Origin of the sequence: Bacillus sp. TH50 (genome assembly GCF_016650565.1) — a bacterium.
Classification (GTDB): Bacteria; Bacillota; Bacilli; order Bacillales; family Bacillaceae_G; genus Bacillus_A; species Bacillus_A mycoides.
In genome coordinates, this window is record NZ_JAEKFM010000003.1 from 1,080,829 (window position 1) to 1,095,735 (window position 14,907).

Sequence of the window (14,907 nt, forward strand, 5' to 3'; positions counted from 1 at the left end):
TACGCATTATGATACTTTTGCTGATTTATTTTTAATAAATTTTGGTTGCTTCTGTAGTAGAAACTTTGTTTTCGCCATTGAAAAGACAAATAAAGCAATCCATATACAGAAAAACGCAATCATATGAGTAGATGTGAAATGTTCACCAAAAACGAACACACCTAAAATTAAACTAATAGTCGGCGCGATGTATTGTAAAAATCCTATCATATAAAGCGGAATAAGTTGTGCCCCTTTAGCAAAATAAAAGAGTGGTAACGCTGTAACAATACCTGCCCCTATTAAAAGAAACGTTGATATTGCCGAAATAGAACCGAACGAACCAAAGCCATGAACTCCTGTCATAAACAAATATATAAGTGCAAATGGCGTCACTAACATCGTTTCCATCGTAAGCCCAATTGTTGCATCATAATTTAATAATTTTTTCGTTAATCCATATAATCCAAATGAAAAAGCAAGTGAAAGAGAAACCCATGGAATTGATCCGAAACGTATCGTTAAAATAACAACGCCCAATCCAGCTAAACCAACCGCAATATATTGCCAAAAATTAAGCTTCTCTTTTAAAACAACTGTACCAAGTAAAATACTTATAAGTGGATTAATATAATACCCAAGACTTGCTTCGATTACATGGTTATGATTTACGGCCCATATGTATACAAACCAGTTTCCACTAATAAGTACCGAAGCGATTGTTAATGACATTAATAATTTAGGTCGTTTAAAAAGGGCCACTAACTCCCCACCAAACTGACGAAACCTCTTCGTTACTCCTAAAACTAACAACATAAAAACAAATGCCCAAACGATGCGATGCGCTAATATTTCATCTGCCGGTACTTCCTCCACCCATTTCCAATAAATCGGAAGGACTCCCCACATCGTATACGCACCTGCTGCATATATAATCCCCTGCTTTTGCTCTGCTGTTTGACTCCCCATCTTCCTTTTTCTCCTCTTCTCTTTTTTTCTTCATTATAAAGTCTCACATGCTTACTTTACCAATATTCAATCTGCATTTCTTTCGACATTCCTCTTGCAAATCCTTTATATGTATAAAAACACTCCTACTGTTATAATAACGAGCACTGGAATACCGAAGACAAATTTACTTTTATGTGTCTTATGATGAAACATATACATACCAATCCAAGCGCCAACCGCTCCTCCAGCTGCAGCTGATAAAAACAACGTACTTTCTGGCGTTCTCCACTGCTTTTTCTTTGCTTTTCGCTTATCAAGCCCCATCATACTAAATGCTATAACGTTAATAATAATAAAGTATATCCATTTCATCTTATTTTCTCCCTTAAAAAATTCGCTTTATTGTAACACGAAAAAACCACGCAGGCGAGTAGCCTGCATGGTTTTATAATTCAGTCTCTTGATTTTCTTGTTCTTTCTGTTCTTCCATTTGTTGTTCAGCGATTTCCGCTGAAATCATTCCATAATAAATTTCTGGATATAATCCAAATATTTGATATACACTTCCTAAAAATGGCATCGGAATCCCTCATTTCTAAAGTTGTATTGTCATTCTTAAGGATTCCCTTTTCACTCATTATACATTCGTTTTTGGCACTTCTTCTTCATCGGGAACATGTAATATATTTTGCCATTTTTTATAAGGCGCACTATTTGGATCCACATACCCTTTCGCATATGAACGATCCCACAATTGTTTCATAAACATCTCTTTCTCTTTCTTCGCAACCATATCTGCACCTGTTCCGTAATAGTTTTGGAAATACAGCTCAATTTCATCAAGGAATAGCCTTAACAAATCGTCAGATGTTTCTTCTAACGTCGGGTCATATTTTGCCTCACGGTCATACATTAAAATCATATCTAAAATATTATGAACATGCTCTTTACGGAGCCATCTTATATCTTGAGCGCCTAATACAAATGCATGTGTATATAAATGTCCACCTTGTATCATTGCCTTTTCTTGTTCTTCTTCAAATCGTGACAAGATGTTTTCATAAATAAACGGATTATGAAGCAATGCTCTGTGCAACTTATAACTTTCACTTGAAATATTTTTCCCCATCGACTGAATTAAAAAGCTACGGCCAACACCATTATATTGATACACGAATTGTCCATCAACAGCAACTAAGCTAATCCAGCGATACATATACGCGTATAGAAGAGCACGATTACATTTGTCGTAATCTAACTTCGTTTGCGTTGCATTCAAGTCTGGCATAAAGGCTGGTAAGTGCCAATATTTATCTAAATGCGGCGTCAAACTAGATTTTTTACTATTTAATTTGTTCACGCGGCGATAATACGATTGAAAATAATCACCTTTATCGTTCATAAAACCATTCGCAATATGTCCAGATGAAAGCTTAGGAAAATCTTGTAGCGATAATCCGTAATGAGCACGATAACAAATCACTTCAAATGGTGAAAACGCCTCGTTTACCGTATCTTTTTCTTTAAACATTTCTTGCAATAACTCTTCTTGCAATTCTTGTTTTAAAGAAGGATGTACGCCCCAATATTGTAATTCTCTATGATGAGAAACTTTCGGAACGAACGGACTTGCTAAATGGAAAAGATCTTCAATTTTTTCACGAACGTATTCATCACGATCACGCTTCTTGAAATCTGCTTCTTTTCGCAATGCTTCAACGATATTAAGCTCTAATTTGTCACGATAGCGCACTTGAAGTTCGTCATAACAATAACTCAATATATGTTCACGATAGAAGTCTTCCACCTTTTTCGACTGAATTTCTTCGGCTTTCGCATCACGACAATATTCCCCGTACAAGCTCATATAAATTTCGGACGATATATCTTTCGGTAATACACCTAAATTTAAATGTTGCTGCATATCTTGCCAAATCTTTTCTTGCAATTTCTCTTCAGCTAATACGTATACATTCGTCGGGTTCGTTTTCCCCTCAAATTCCTTGCTTCGCTTTTGGATTTCAAACAATAAATTTTCACGTGTTTCGTATAAATTATCAAAGAATCTTTCCCAATATTGAATCATTTTATCAACTGCTTGGTATAGCGATTGATACACGAGTTCTAACAACATTTCTTTACGATACTCACTTAATTTGTGTACGTACTGCGTTACAATATCTTCAAATTCTTTTTTAAACAAACGCTGCTGATTATTAATCATTTTTCCAAACCAGCCTTGTTGCTGCGCAATTTCAACGCGGCGAACAGCCGTTACAGTTCCATCAATATTACTCACATTAAATTTCTTATCATAGTTTTGAATTAAATTACGCTTTTGTTCATTATTTTCATGTAGTCGATTCATCTTCTCTACTAACTGCTTACGAATTTCATACAGCATAAAACGTGCTGCAACTGGATGAACTGGATCCGTTTTCTTTAAAAACCATGTATTTAATTGGTAAGACTGTCCTTCTGAGCCACTCGGTGTAAAGCGGTCTGATTCGATCATGTCATATAAAAGGGTAGTAACATGCTCATGTACACGGCTCGGAATGGCATAAGCATATAAACGAACCGCATGATCAACTCTCGCTACTTCCCCCTTCATTTGTTCCATCATTTTAAGCTTCGCAGCCGATATTTTGCACTCATGCTGCAGGCGGTTTAATTCCTCATCTTTTTGCACTGTACGGTGTACGTAACTCTCTACAGCATCTAAAAACAATTTTGATTTTGCAACACCGAGCTTACCACCCTCTGCCCCTTCACGTGTTTCATGGTACATTTGTCTATAAAAAATATGAGCTTGTTCTGGCCGAGTAGCAAGATGCTCTAAGTCTTCTAAATAACTTTTCCCGCGCTCTGGCTTTTCACGCTGCATACCACGTTTGACATCTTGGTCGTATCTTTGCTTTTTTTCTTGAAACAGTTGATCTAAATGAAGCCAAGATTCATCTAAACCTTGCACCGCCCATTTTAAAGCACAGTATTTCAAAACGTGCTCATACGGATAAATAAGTTTTGCCGTCCCTGCTCCGCAATATCTCCCTTTCCCACTCGATTCTGCCAATTGCTGAATTTGATTATCTTCTTGGGCAAAATGATTTGCAGACATTGGACTAAATAACTGTAAATAAATCGTATTTGCCATTTGCTCCATATAATCCGATAAATTGTGCAAATGGTGCCCATGTAAATTTTCATAATCATATAAGAAACAATAATTGTACGGTAAATGATGCTGCTTTATCGTATGATTTGTTCTTCCATCTTCATCCACTTGATCAGGACGATATTCTAATTCAATCGTTACGCCGCCTCGTTTTGATAATTCCCCAGTCGACCCAAGCGTAATAGCGTGCAACTCTTTTAACGATGCATAACCATTCGCTTGCACAGTTTCAAACTCTTTCGCACTAACCGTTCTCGTCTTAACTAAAACATCTGGCATTAAAAACGCACCGCGAATTAAAATGTTATGATGCTGCAATTTTTTCCGGAGCATTTCACGCAAATATAATGCGATTTGTAAAAACATCCCTGAGCCTGTTCCGCCAGCTAGTGATGTTACAATAATGACACGTACACCATATTCGGTCTGATCACTTGTAACTGGAAAAATCTTCTCGATTTCTTGCCAAAACGATGTGAGTTTATCTTCTTTCATCGCAGCACGTAACGCTAACCGTGAAATGACGCGTAACTGTCCGGCCCCTTCTGTTAACGGTTTATCAAGTATAGTCGGGTCCATCGGAAACCACTCTGGAATCGTTGGATCTCCCGCAATATACTCTCTCGGTGTTTTACTCGAGCTCGTTTGCGTCTTAAACTTCCGAATATGATCAAATTTACTCAATGTATTCACATCTGTATCAAATACATGCATCGCTACCTTTTTACGACGCTCCTCAGGTAATCTTTCATATATTTGATGTGTGACAGTACTACCGATTCCACCTAAGCCAATTAAAATTGTTGGAACTTGTAATGTCATGTGAACCACCTTCCTATTCTTGCTTGTTTGAAAAGAAGAATAAAGAGAGCCGGGCCTCCTCCGCCCCTCTTACACCCTATCTACTATTCACATTCGTACCGGTAAATCTCCTTACCATATCCTCTATCAATTACTAAAAGTTCATTTGGATACAACGTCTTATGCTCCATTCCTACCTCTTCCTCTGTTATAAACATCCCATCAATAATCATCCCAACCACTTGCGATTCTTTTGCTACAAATATAGATTTCGATCCCTTTTTCGCTATTAATGTTACAGATTGCACAGTCTTTCTTTCTGCTCGGAATGGAATGCCAAAATAGTGCTTCCACCATTTATTTTTAAGTAACTCTGGTTCAGATTGATAAAGCCAATCTTTCGCTACTTCTTGATCCCATTCGTAATATAGTAATGCTTTCCTATGAAATCTCGGACGAACAATCCATCCTAAAATAATAATTCCTACTATTAAAAGTAATAAAGTGATAGGAATTACAAATTTAAAAACGAGCGCATACTTCTCAAAAAAAGGCGCATTTTCAATGTGCAGTACGATCTTTTCCTTTACTTCTTGTAATGTTGAATCATTGATCGTGATGGTAGCCTCTACGGTGCCGGTATCTGTAAAATTGAATGTGTCGGAGTAATAAGGTCGAGGATAAACATAAACTTGACTACCATGCTGTTTTAATTCATAGTTGATCGATTGATTCGATGTGACACCAGTAGATTTTAATAGTTTCTTTACAGCCTCTTCTGTCATCGGTTTACCATTTAACTGTGGCTGTAAAATAAATGGTTTACTATTTTCTAAATTTGTTACCTTTTCTTCATAATCTTTCGTAACAGCTTGAAGTGTTAATTTTGGTTTTTCAGCTGCTTCAATCTTGAATTCTTTCGTCTGTCTATAAAATCCCTTTATATTCATATGGACTTTCCCGCGTACTAACTCTTTACCAACTTTTGTCTCGTAATAAAACACATGTCTTTTATCATCCCACTTCATCGGATACTGCTTTCCGTCTATTTCTACTTCTGCTTCAAAATAAGAAGTTTGAATTGGTAATTCAGTAGGTTTCGCTTCAATAACAGCTGTCACACCTTCATACATTTTCTCAACATTTTTTCTATCTTTATCATCTTTGTCATACGTAGAAACAGTATAGTTAAGCGCTGGTTCAACAAGTACTTGCAATCCCTCTTTCTCAATGTCCTGATCCACTTCTATCGTATATGTCCCTGGCTTAATCACTTCCTGATTCGCTGTACTTACATGCACTATATTTCCGAATAATTTAGCTTCTCCTGGTGCATGTATGGAAAAAGAAGACTGCAATTGTAACGGTTTGGAAAGTTGCATAACTTTATAATTAGACAAAGAAGGTGATTGTCGTACAAGCGTCATACGCTTTAATGGAAACGGTGTTGTAATCTCTACTTTTTTCCCTACTATTTTCGTTTTGACAATCGATTCAACAGAAGAAAATGGATCACGATTTGCAACTAATGCTGCCACTTGATTCACACTTTGTACAATACCATCCTCACCGCTAGACGGCATGACAACTCCATTCATTTCTGTTTTCCAAATCTCTTTAAACGTATTTAACTGCTCTTTTTCTTGCTGCCCTAAATCCTCTTCCATCGTGATTAAGACTGGGTGCAAAGAGATCTTTTTAGAATCCATCTCTTTCTTAAACTGTGCTAACTTCTGTGTAATTTGTTCTTTTCCGCCAACCTTATCTTTCTCCAAATCATTAAATGCCCCGTCAGTTAATACAATAAGCCAAAATTCACGTTTCCCATCTATATCTGCTTCCTTCTTTATAGATTGCATCGCCGTTTCTACTGCGCTAAATGGAGTATTTAAATATGTTTTCCACGCGCCGATTCCATTAATTTCTGTTTGCCTTTGATCCTTTGTTAACGAAATGTTTAATGGAGCATTCGGCTTACTCATTGGAACGTAAGAAAATTTATCTTTCTCATCTAATAGCGCAACTAAACTTTGCAAGGCGTAATTGGCATACTTCCAGCGATCGTTATTTCTCATGCTGCCCGAATCATCATATACAAGTGAAACGACCCTTTCCTTTGCCTCCTCTCCTTTTGCAAAAACTGAAAAAGGTAAACATATAAATAGAAACAACATGAACGTGGCACAAATTCGAATTTTCATGATGAGGCTTCGCCACCTTTGTAGACAAATTCCTATGTTTAAATTTATGAGGGGAAACAAGATATATGACTTGTATTTTAGGACAACAGTTCACAACAATTACATTATGTAAACAAAAATGAACTACTCTCATATTTTATTTCGAGTTTTTTCCTTATTATATATCTGAAATAACGCATAGCTTTCATACTTTTCCCGCTATAAATTCCACCATTAAAGTTTGATTTTCTTTTCAATACAAAAAATAAAGAGCACGCTATAATTAGCGCACTCTTTACTTCTTCACATACACTTCGACAATCGGATTTTCCTTTTGATCTGCATGTAAACGTATATTCTCTTCACCCGTATTATAAATGCTAGCTACCAGCATAACTGTTAACAAATTAGGGATTTTTCCGTCACTCCCATATTTTCGTTCAAGAGCTTCTGTATACTCGAAATCCAAATCACCCTGCACATATGTATACACTTCAAAACCATCTTTCAAATTACATACGACCGTATCAATAATATCCGCCCCTACTTGTTTCTTCATTTCCCCTCGCAATGCTTCAATAAATTCTTCCCAAGGGACTTCATACGTCTGAAATTGGTCTGTAAATTTCATTTCTCTTCCTCCTCGTTATGTATCCTGTTCGTATATTTCCCCTTTCGTATAACAATTATGAGAGATAGGTCATTCGTACAAGCCGCACTTGTCCTGCTTACATATCGTATTACGGTAATACGGAAGGAGGAAAGAACATGCATAGAAAAAGATGTTATGATACATGCCAACGTTATTTCGGTAAAGTTGTTCGAATTGAAGATCGGGATGGTCGCATTCACTTAGGCAAAATAATCGATGTAACAAACGATTCTGTTTGGATTGAACCAATGCAACAGCGCTCATCTTTTGATACAGGATTTGGATACCATGGCGCATATTCAAACGGCGGATGTGATATTTGCGGCGGTCTTAGCAGATGTGATAACTGTGGATTTGGATGTGGTGGTGGATTCGGTGGTGGATTCGGTGGCTGCGGATGTGGCCGTCGTGGTTGCGGCGGTTGTGGCTTTGGCGGTGGCTGGGGCCTTGAACTCGGATTTGGCTTTATTTTTGGAATTACTTTGGCTGCATTATTTTTCATCTAACATGGTAAAGAGTTGACTATCTTTAGCCAACTCTTTTTCTATTTTTCACATATAAAAATCCGATGCCCTAAAATATGTTGATACATAAGCAGTACTTGTTCGTGTTTCACCCACGCCTCATACAATTCTTCTGGAATAAACGGTGATACATTCCACTCTGGCTCTTCCACATGTCCTGCAACTGTTTCTGCAATAGTTCCGCCACCCGCAATTGTAATTCTTTTAAAATTTGCTGCTTGAAATAAATGAATCCACTCATTCTCAGTTAATAATTCTTTCATACCGTATAACTGTCCAATCTTTTCCTCCTCTTTCTTCTCAATATGTTTTTCGGTAATCATTTCAATGACAACAAGCTTTCCATCCTTTTGTAATACACGATAACATTCCGAAATAACCTTTTCTTTATTTGTAAAAGCGAGTATAGATTCTCCAAGTACAAGCTCAAAAGAATCATTTAAACACGGTAACCCTTCTACATCGCCTTGAATCAATTGTATATTTAAGCCATCAAACAACCATCTATCTTTCGCTTTTTGAATCATAATTTCATTCTTTTCAACCGCTGTCACTTTATAACCCAATTCTCTTGTCATATACGCCGCTGTTTTCCCAGTGCCGCAACCTATCTCAAGAACATTCGCTCCGTGTCTAAGTGGCAATTGAGATAGCAATTGCTTCGTTAACGTAAAACCCCCAGGATGAGCACTCCCTATTCCGTAATAAGCTAAGAAGTCGATGTAAGTATTCCGTTTCATACGATTCTCCCTTTTTTATTTTATATATTCCAGGAAGGAAGAAAAGTGCATAAAAAAAGGGCGCATCGCGCGCCCTCTCTCTTACTTATCTTCACCAATATATGCCCATTTGTAGCTATAATCTCCACCAACTGGGTGGTGAACAATACCTTTTACTTTTGCTCTTTGAACGATAGCATCACCACGTTGATATAATGGTGCAATTGCTGCATCTTCAAGTAACATTTTCTCAGCTTTCAGTAAGCTATCCCAACGCTCTTTCGTTTTCGTTAATAGCTCGCCTTTACCTTTTTCTACAATTTCATCATATTTCGGATTTGAATATCCAGTTTGGTTATGAGGTCCGTTTGTAACGAACATATCAATGAATGTCATTGGATCTAAGTAGTCAGGCCCCCAACCAGCGTAAGATAAATCATAATCTAGATCTGATTCTAATTTTAATTTTTGTTTAAACGGCTGATTTTTCAAATTCACTGTTAATCCTGGTAAATTCTTCTCAAGTTCTCCTTTTAAGAATTCTCCTACTTTTTTCGCACCATCACCATCATAATTTAATAATTCTACTGTTACTTGATCTTTTCCAAGCTCTTTTTTCGCTTTTTCCCAATGCTCTTTGGCCTTTTTCAAATCTGTTTTTAAAATATCTCCATTTTCTTTACGGAAGTCTTTTCCATCTGGACTCTTCGCAAATTCTTTTGGTACTAAGTAATCTGCCGGTGTAGACCCGTCATTTAAAATAACATTCGTTAAACCTTTTTTATCATACGCCTTTGCAATCGCTAAACGTAAATCTTTACTCTTTAACACTGTATCTTGCCCACCACGTTTTTGGTTTAAACGTAAGAAGTAAGTTGACGGTGTTTTTTGTGTAAAGAAATCAGGATTTGATTTATATTTGTCAACAAATTCAGATGTAAGTCCTGAACGATCAATTTGTCCACTTTCATATAAGTTTACACGTGTACCGCTATCTTTTACTACGTTAAAGTTGATTTCTTCTAACTTAACTGTTTTATTATCCCAGTATTGTGCATTTTTCTTTAATTTCCAACCTTCTTCATGTTTCCAGTCTGTTAATGTAAATGGTCCGTTGTATAACGTTGTATCTGATTCCAAACCATACTTTTCCCCTTTTTCTTTTACGAATTTTTCATTTAACGGATAGAATGTTCCGAATGAAGTTAATTCAACAAAGTAAGGAACTGGATTTTCTAATTCTACTTCTAATGTGTAGTCATCTACAGCTTTTACGCCTAGCGTATCAAGCTCTGCTTTTCCTTCATTAATTGCTTTTGCATTTTTCACATCAAACATAATGTATGCATATTCCGCTGCTGTATTTTTATCTACCGCACGTTTCCAAGAGAATACGAAATCTTTCGCTGTTACAGGCTCTCCATTTGACCATTTTGCATTTTTATTTAATGTAAATGTATATTTTTTACCATCATCACTCTTTTTATATGATTCAGCAACCCCTGGTGTTGCTTTATTATCTTTATCCAGTCGATATAAACCTTCCATTACGTTGTTTAAAGCAAGAAACGATACTTGGTCTGTCGCTTTAGCAGAATCCATAGATGGAATCTCTTGGCTCTCTGTTAAATTCAACACTTGCTTCGCTGCTAATTTTCCACCTTCTTTTTCACCGCTTTTTGGTGTTGTGCTTGCCTTATCTTTTTCCCCTGATCCAGAGCAAGCTGTTAATGCCATACTCATTACTAGAACTGGTGCTACAACCGCTGTTAATTTTGTCATCTTTTTTCTCTTCATTTTTTTGTACCCTCCCCAATTATATGTACGATATTAACATTTAGAGATTCTCTATTAACTTTCGTTATCAGAAAATTCTTATTAATTAATATTCTACTATCTTTTCGAGTTTTGTAAAGTATTTTTGTAAATTTTCTAAATATTTATTTTTTTATTATAGTAACTTGTTGTTTTAATTACTATATGAATTATCCCCCGTCTACTATATGTAAACATATCCCCTCTTATTCTTCTCTATTGCTAAGTTCTATATTTTTCTTATAAAAATGAAATCTCTAACTATCTTATTGAATCCCTTCTACTATTCCTACAGTAAAATTTTAAAAGTGAACTCAAAATTTCCATGCTCCTTATTCTCCTATCCATACAAAAAAGCATTTCAAAAGCAGATTAGCCGCTTTTGAAATGCTTTCATATTATTTCTTTCCGCCATCCTCAGTTACATACGCCCACTTAAAGCTATATTCTGGACTAATGTTGTGTTTCACAATTCCTTTTACATTCGGTTTCATTACATATGATCTTCCTGTTTGATATAAAGGAACTAATCCTGCATCTTCTTCAAGGAATATTTTTTCTGCTTTCCCTAATGTTTCCCAGCGCTTCTTCGGATCAGACAATAATTCATTACCTGCTTTTTGTACCATTTCATCGTATTTCGGATTTGAATAACTCATTTGGTTATATGGACTCTTCGATTCAAACATATCAATAAATGTCATTGGATCCGAATAATCCGGGCTCCAACCTGCAAACGAAACTTCATAATCTTGCGCTGACTCTAATTTTAATTTTTGTTTAAATGGCTGAATTTTCGTGTTAACTGTTACACCTTTTAAGTTTTTCTCAATTTGATCTTTAAAATAATCGGCAATCTTTTTCGCAGTTCCATCATCATAGCTTAGTAATTCAATTGTAACTTGATCTTTTCCGAGTTCCTTTTTCGCCTCTTCCCAAGCTGCTGCGCCTTTTTTCACATCATATTTCAGACCATTTTTAAATGTATCTTGATAATCTTTACCATCCGGTCCCGTCGCAAGCCCTTTTGGAACCAATTGATCCGTTGCTTTTGATCCATTATTTAATATAACGTTTGCTAAACCTTTTTTATCAATGGATAATGCGATTGCTTCACGAAGCTTTTTACTCTTTAACGGTGTATCTTGTCCGTTACGCTTTTGATTTAAACGTAAGAAGTACGTACTTGCTTCTGAATACTCACCATATTCATCTTTGTTCGATTTATATTTATCTACGAATTCTCCTGATAGTAGTGTGAAATCAATTGATCCTGTATCATATAAATTTACTTTCGTAGCAACTTCTTTTACTACACTATAATTAATTTCTTCTAATTTCACAGTCTTATTATCCCAATATTTATCATTTTTCTTCAGCTGCCAACCTTGTTCATGTTTCCACGATGCCATTACAAATGGCCCGTTATACAATGTTGTATCTGCTTCTAAACCGAATTTCTCTCCTTTTTCTTTTACAAACTTTTCATTTAATGGATAGTATGACGGGAATGCTAATAAGTTTAAGAAATATGGTACTGGTTTGTCTAATTCTACTTCAAGTGTATAATCATCTACCGCTTTTGCACCTAATTCCGTTGCAGGTTTTTCACCTTTATTAATTGCCTCTGCATTTTTAATATAGTAGGCAATAAACGCATATTCTGCCGCTGTGTTTTTATCAAGTAAGCGCTGCCATCCATATACGAAATCTTTCGCTGTTACAGGCTCTCCATTTGACCATTTCGCATCTTTACGCAGTTTAAACGTATATTTTTTACCATCTTCGCTTTTCTTACTTGATTCTGCAGCAGCTGGAATAGGCTTATTATCTTTATCAAGACGATATAATCCTTCCATCGTGTTCCCTAAAATTTGTGCGCCTAACGTATCAGTAGATTTAGAAGTGTCCATCGTCGGAATTTCTTGATTTTCTGTACGATTTAATACTTGCTTCGCTGCATATTTAATATCAGATTTTTTTTCTTCCCCACTATTAGATGTAGTAGTCGTTTTCTTCTCCCCACCTGATCCAGAGCACCCTGTCAATGCAACACTCATCGCTAAAACTGGTACTACAACCGCTGTTAACTTTTTCATCTTTTTTCTCTTCATTTTTGTACCCTCCCTAATTATATGTACATTACCAACCCTTGAGAGACCCCTTGCTAACAATTAATTTTCTGAAAATTACAACTAATATTATTCTACTCTTTTTTTCGCATTTGTAAATAGTTTTATTTTAAATATTCTGATTTTAATCTTCATAATTTAGTATGATTTATCCCCCATCTACTATATGTACGTACTATACGCCTTATTCTTCTCTATTTAATTACAATAAAAAAAGCATTACAAAAGTAGATTAGCTACTTTTGTAATGCTTTTTTAAAAGCTATTATTTTCCGTCTTTCTCAGTTACATAAGCCCATTTAAAGCTATACTCTGGACTAATATTATGGTGAACAATGCCTTTTATATTCGGTTGTAAAACGTAAGCATCTCCACGTTGGTATATAGGTACAAGCGCTACATCCTCTTCAAGTAATAATTTCTCTGCTTTTCCTAGTTCTTCCCAACGTTTTTTCGCATCATTCGTTAATTCACCGCCCGCTTTTTTGATCATTTCATCATATTTCGGATCAGAGAAGCTCATTTGGTTATGAGAATGCTTAGAATCAAACATATCTAAGAATGTCATTGGATCTGCATAGTCAGGTCCCCAGCCAGCAAACGAAATATCATAATCTTGCTCAGTTTCTAATTTTAGTTTTTGCTTGAATGGCTGAAGTTTAATATTTACTGTTACACCTTTTAAATTTTTCTCAATTTGATCTTTTATATATTCTCCAACTTTTTTCGCATTACCAGTATCATAGTTTAAAAATTCAATCGTAACTTGATCTTTGCCAAGCTCTTTTTTCGCTTCTTCCCATGCTGCCGCTGCCTTTTTAGGGTCTTGTTTCAAACCATTTTTAAATGTTTCCTGAAAGTCTTTTCCATCCGGTCCAGTCGCTAAACCTTTTGGTACTAAGAAATCAGCTGGCTGTGAGCCATCATTTAAAATAACAGTTGATAAATTCTTTTTATCAATTGATAACGCAATTGCTTCACGTAATTTTTTGCTCTTTAATGGTGTATCTTGTCCACCACGTTTTTGGTTCAGACGGATGAAATACGTACTCACTTGTGAATATGTTCCAAACTCATCTTTCTTATTTCTATATTTATCAACAAACTCACCATTTAGTAAAGCAAAGTCAACTTGACCGCTATCATATAAATTCACACGAGTTGCTTGCTCTTTTACAACGCTATAGTTAATTTCATCTAATTTTACAGTCTTTTTATCCCAATATTGATCATTTTTCTTCAACTTCCAACCTTGCTCATGTTTCCAGTCAGTAAGAACGAACGGTCCATTATAAACTACTGTATCAGATTCTAAACCGTATTTATCCCCTTTTTCTTTTACGAATTTTTCATTTAGTGGATAATACGATGGAAATGCTACTAAGTTTAAGAAGTACGGCACTGCTTGCTCTAATTCAACTTCAAGCGTATAATCATCTACCGCTTTCGCTCCTAATTCAGTTACAGGTTTTTCTCCTTTATTAACCGCTTCTGCATTTTTTAGTGGGAATGCGATAAACGCATACTCAGCAGTTGTTTTCGGATCTAATAGACGTTGCCATGCATATACGAAATCTTTCGCAGTTACTGGGTCACCATTTGACCATTTTGCATCTTTACGTAGTTTAAATGTATATTTTTTACCATCTTCACTTTTCGTACTAGATTCCGCGGCAGCTGGAGTTGGCTTATTATCTTTATCTAGGCGATATAAACCTTCCATTGTATTTCCTAAAATTTGCGAACCAAGTGTATCCGTATTTTTCGAAGTATCCATCGTTGGAATTTCATTTGTTTCTGTTCTATTTAACACTTGTTTTGCCGCTAATTTCCCCTCTGACTTGCTATCTCCACTTGAGTTTGTACTTGTCTTCTTATCTCCGCCTGATGTAGAACATGCTGTTAATGCCATGCTCATTGCTAAAACCGGTACTACAACTGCTGTTAGTTTTTTCATTTTTTTCTTTTTCATTTTT

The 14,907-nt window shown here is 35.9% G+C and carries 11 protein-coding genes; 1 reads left to right on the forward strand and 10 read right to left on the reverse strand.

All coding sequences use genetic code 11. The features are described 5' to 3' along the window. Nucleotides 1-6 precede the first annotated feature (6 nt). The 6 genes from rarD to JFU23_RS05690 form a co-directional block, all read right to left on the reverse strand. Nucleotides 7-948 (reverse strand): EamA family transporter RarD, encoded by a 942-nt coding sequence (gene rarD, locus JFU23_RS05665; RefSeq protein ID WP_085312093.1) that lies wholly within the window; start codon nucleotides 946-948, stop codon nucleotides 7-9. A gap of 105 nt (nucleotides 949-1,053) precedes the next feature. Beyond that, nucleotides 1,054-1,302, reverse strand: coding sequence for a DUF1294 domain-containing protein (locus JFU23_RS05670; RefSeq protein ID WP_000871335.1), 249 nt, complete (start codon nucleotides 1,300-1,302; stop codon nucleotides 1,054-1,056). Nucleotides 1,303-1,375: 73 nt separating this feature from the next. Then, on the reverse strand, nucleotides 1,376-1,510 hold the full coding sequence (locus JFU23_RS05675) for a hypothetical protein (protein WP_002014348.1): 135 nt from the start codon (nucleotides 1,508-1,510) through the stop codon (nucleotides 1,376-1,378). Between the two features lie 57 nt (nucleotides 1,511-1,567). Beyond that, nucleotides 1,568-4,930: a tubulin-like doman-containing protein gene (locus JFU23_RS05680; protein ID WP_002087746.1), complete on the reverse strand. Its 3,363-nt coding sequence runs from the start codon at nucleotides 4,928-4,930 to the stop codon at nucleotides 1,568-1,570. Between the two features lie 83 nt (nucleotides 4,931-5,013). Next, nucleotides 5,014-7,110 carry a vWA domain-containing protein gene (locus tag JFU23_RS05685; protein WP_201031573.1) on the reverse strand — a complete coding sequence of 699 codons (2,097 nt, stop codon included), beginning with the start codon at nucleotides 7,108-7,110 and terminating at the stop codon, nucleotides 5,014-5,016. A gap of 274 nt (nucleotides 7,111-7,384) precedes the next feature. Further along, nucleotides 7,385-7,720 (reverse strand): hypothetical protein, encoded by a 336-nt coding sequence (locus JFU23_RS05690; protein WP_201031574.1) that lies wholly within the window; start codon nucleotides 7,718-7,720, stop codon nucleotides 7,385-7,387. Between the two features lie 137 nt (nucleotides 7,721-7,857). On the opposite strand from JFU23_RS05690, the gene JFU23_RS05695 reads away from it, so the two are divergent. Beyond that, a complete protein-coding gene (locus tag JFU23_RS05695) occupies nucleotides 7,858-8,247 on the forward strand; it encodes a hypothetical protein (protein WP_201031575.1) in 390 nt (129 codons plus the stop codon). A 38-nt stretch (nucleotides 8,248-8,285) separates the two neighbouring features. Here JFU23_RS05695 and JFU23_RS05700 read toward each other — a convergent pair whose 3' ends face one another. From JFU23_RS05700 to JFU23_RS05715, 4 genes are all read right to left on the reverse strand, one after another. Continuing rightward, nucleotides 8,286-9,005, reverse strand: a complete 720-nt coding sequence (locus JFU23_RS05700) for a class I SAM-dependent methyltransferase (RefSeq protein WP_201031576.1) — start codon at nucleotides 9,003-9,005, stop codon at nucleotides 8,286-8,288. Between the two features lie 81 nt (nucleotides 9,006-9,086). Beyond that, nucleotides 9,087-10,781, reverse strand: a complete 1,695-nt coding sequence (locus JFU23_RS05705) for a peptide ABC transporter substrate-binding protein (protein ID WP_201031577.1) — start codon at nucleotides 10,779-10,781, stop codon at nucleotides 9,087-9,089. A 416-nt stretch (nucleotides 10,782-11,197) separates the two neighbouring features. Next, nucleotides 11,198-12,913, reverse strand: coding sequence for a peptide ABC transporter substrate-binding protein (locus tag JFU23_RS05710; protein ID WP_201031578.1), 1,716 nt, complete (start codon nucleotides 12,911-12,913; stop codon nucleotides 11,198-11,200). A 283-nt stretch (nucleotides 12,914-13,196) separates the two neighbouring features. After that, nucleotides 13,197-14,903, reverse strand: a complete 1,707-nt coding sequence (locus JFU23_RS05715) for a peptide ABC transporter substrate-binding protein (protein WP_002128478.1) — start codon at nucleotides 14,901-14,903, stop codon at nucleotides 13,197-13,199. Between the last annotated feature and the right edge of the window lie 4 nt (nucleotides 14,904-14,907).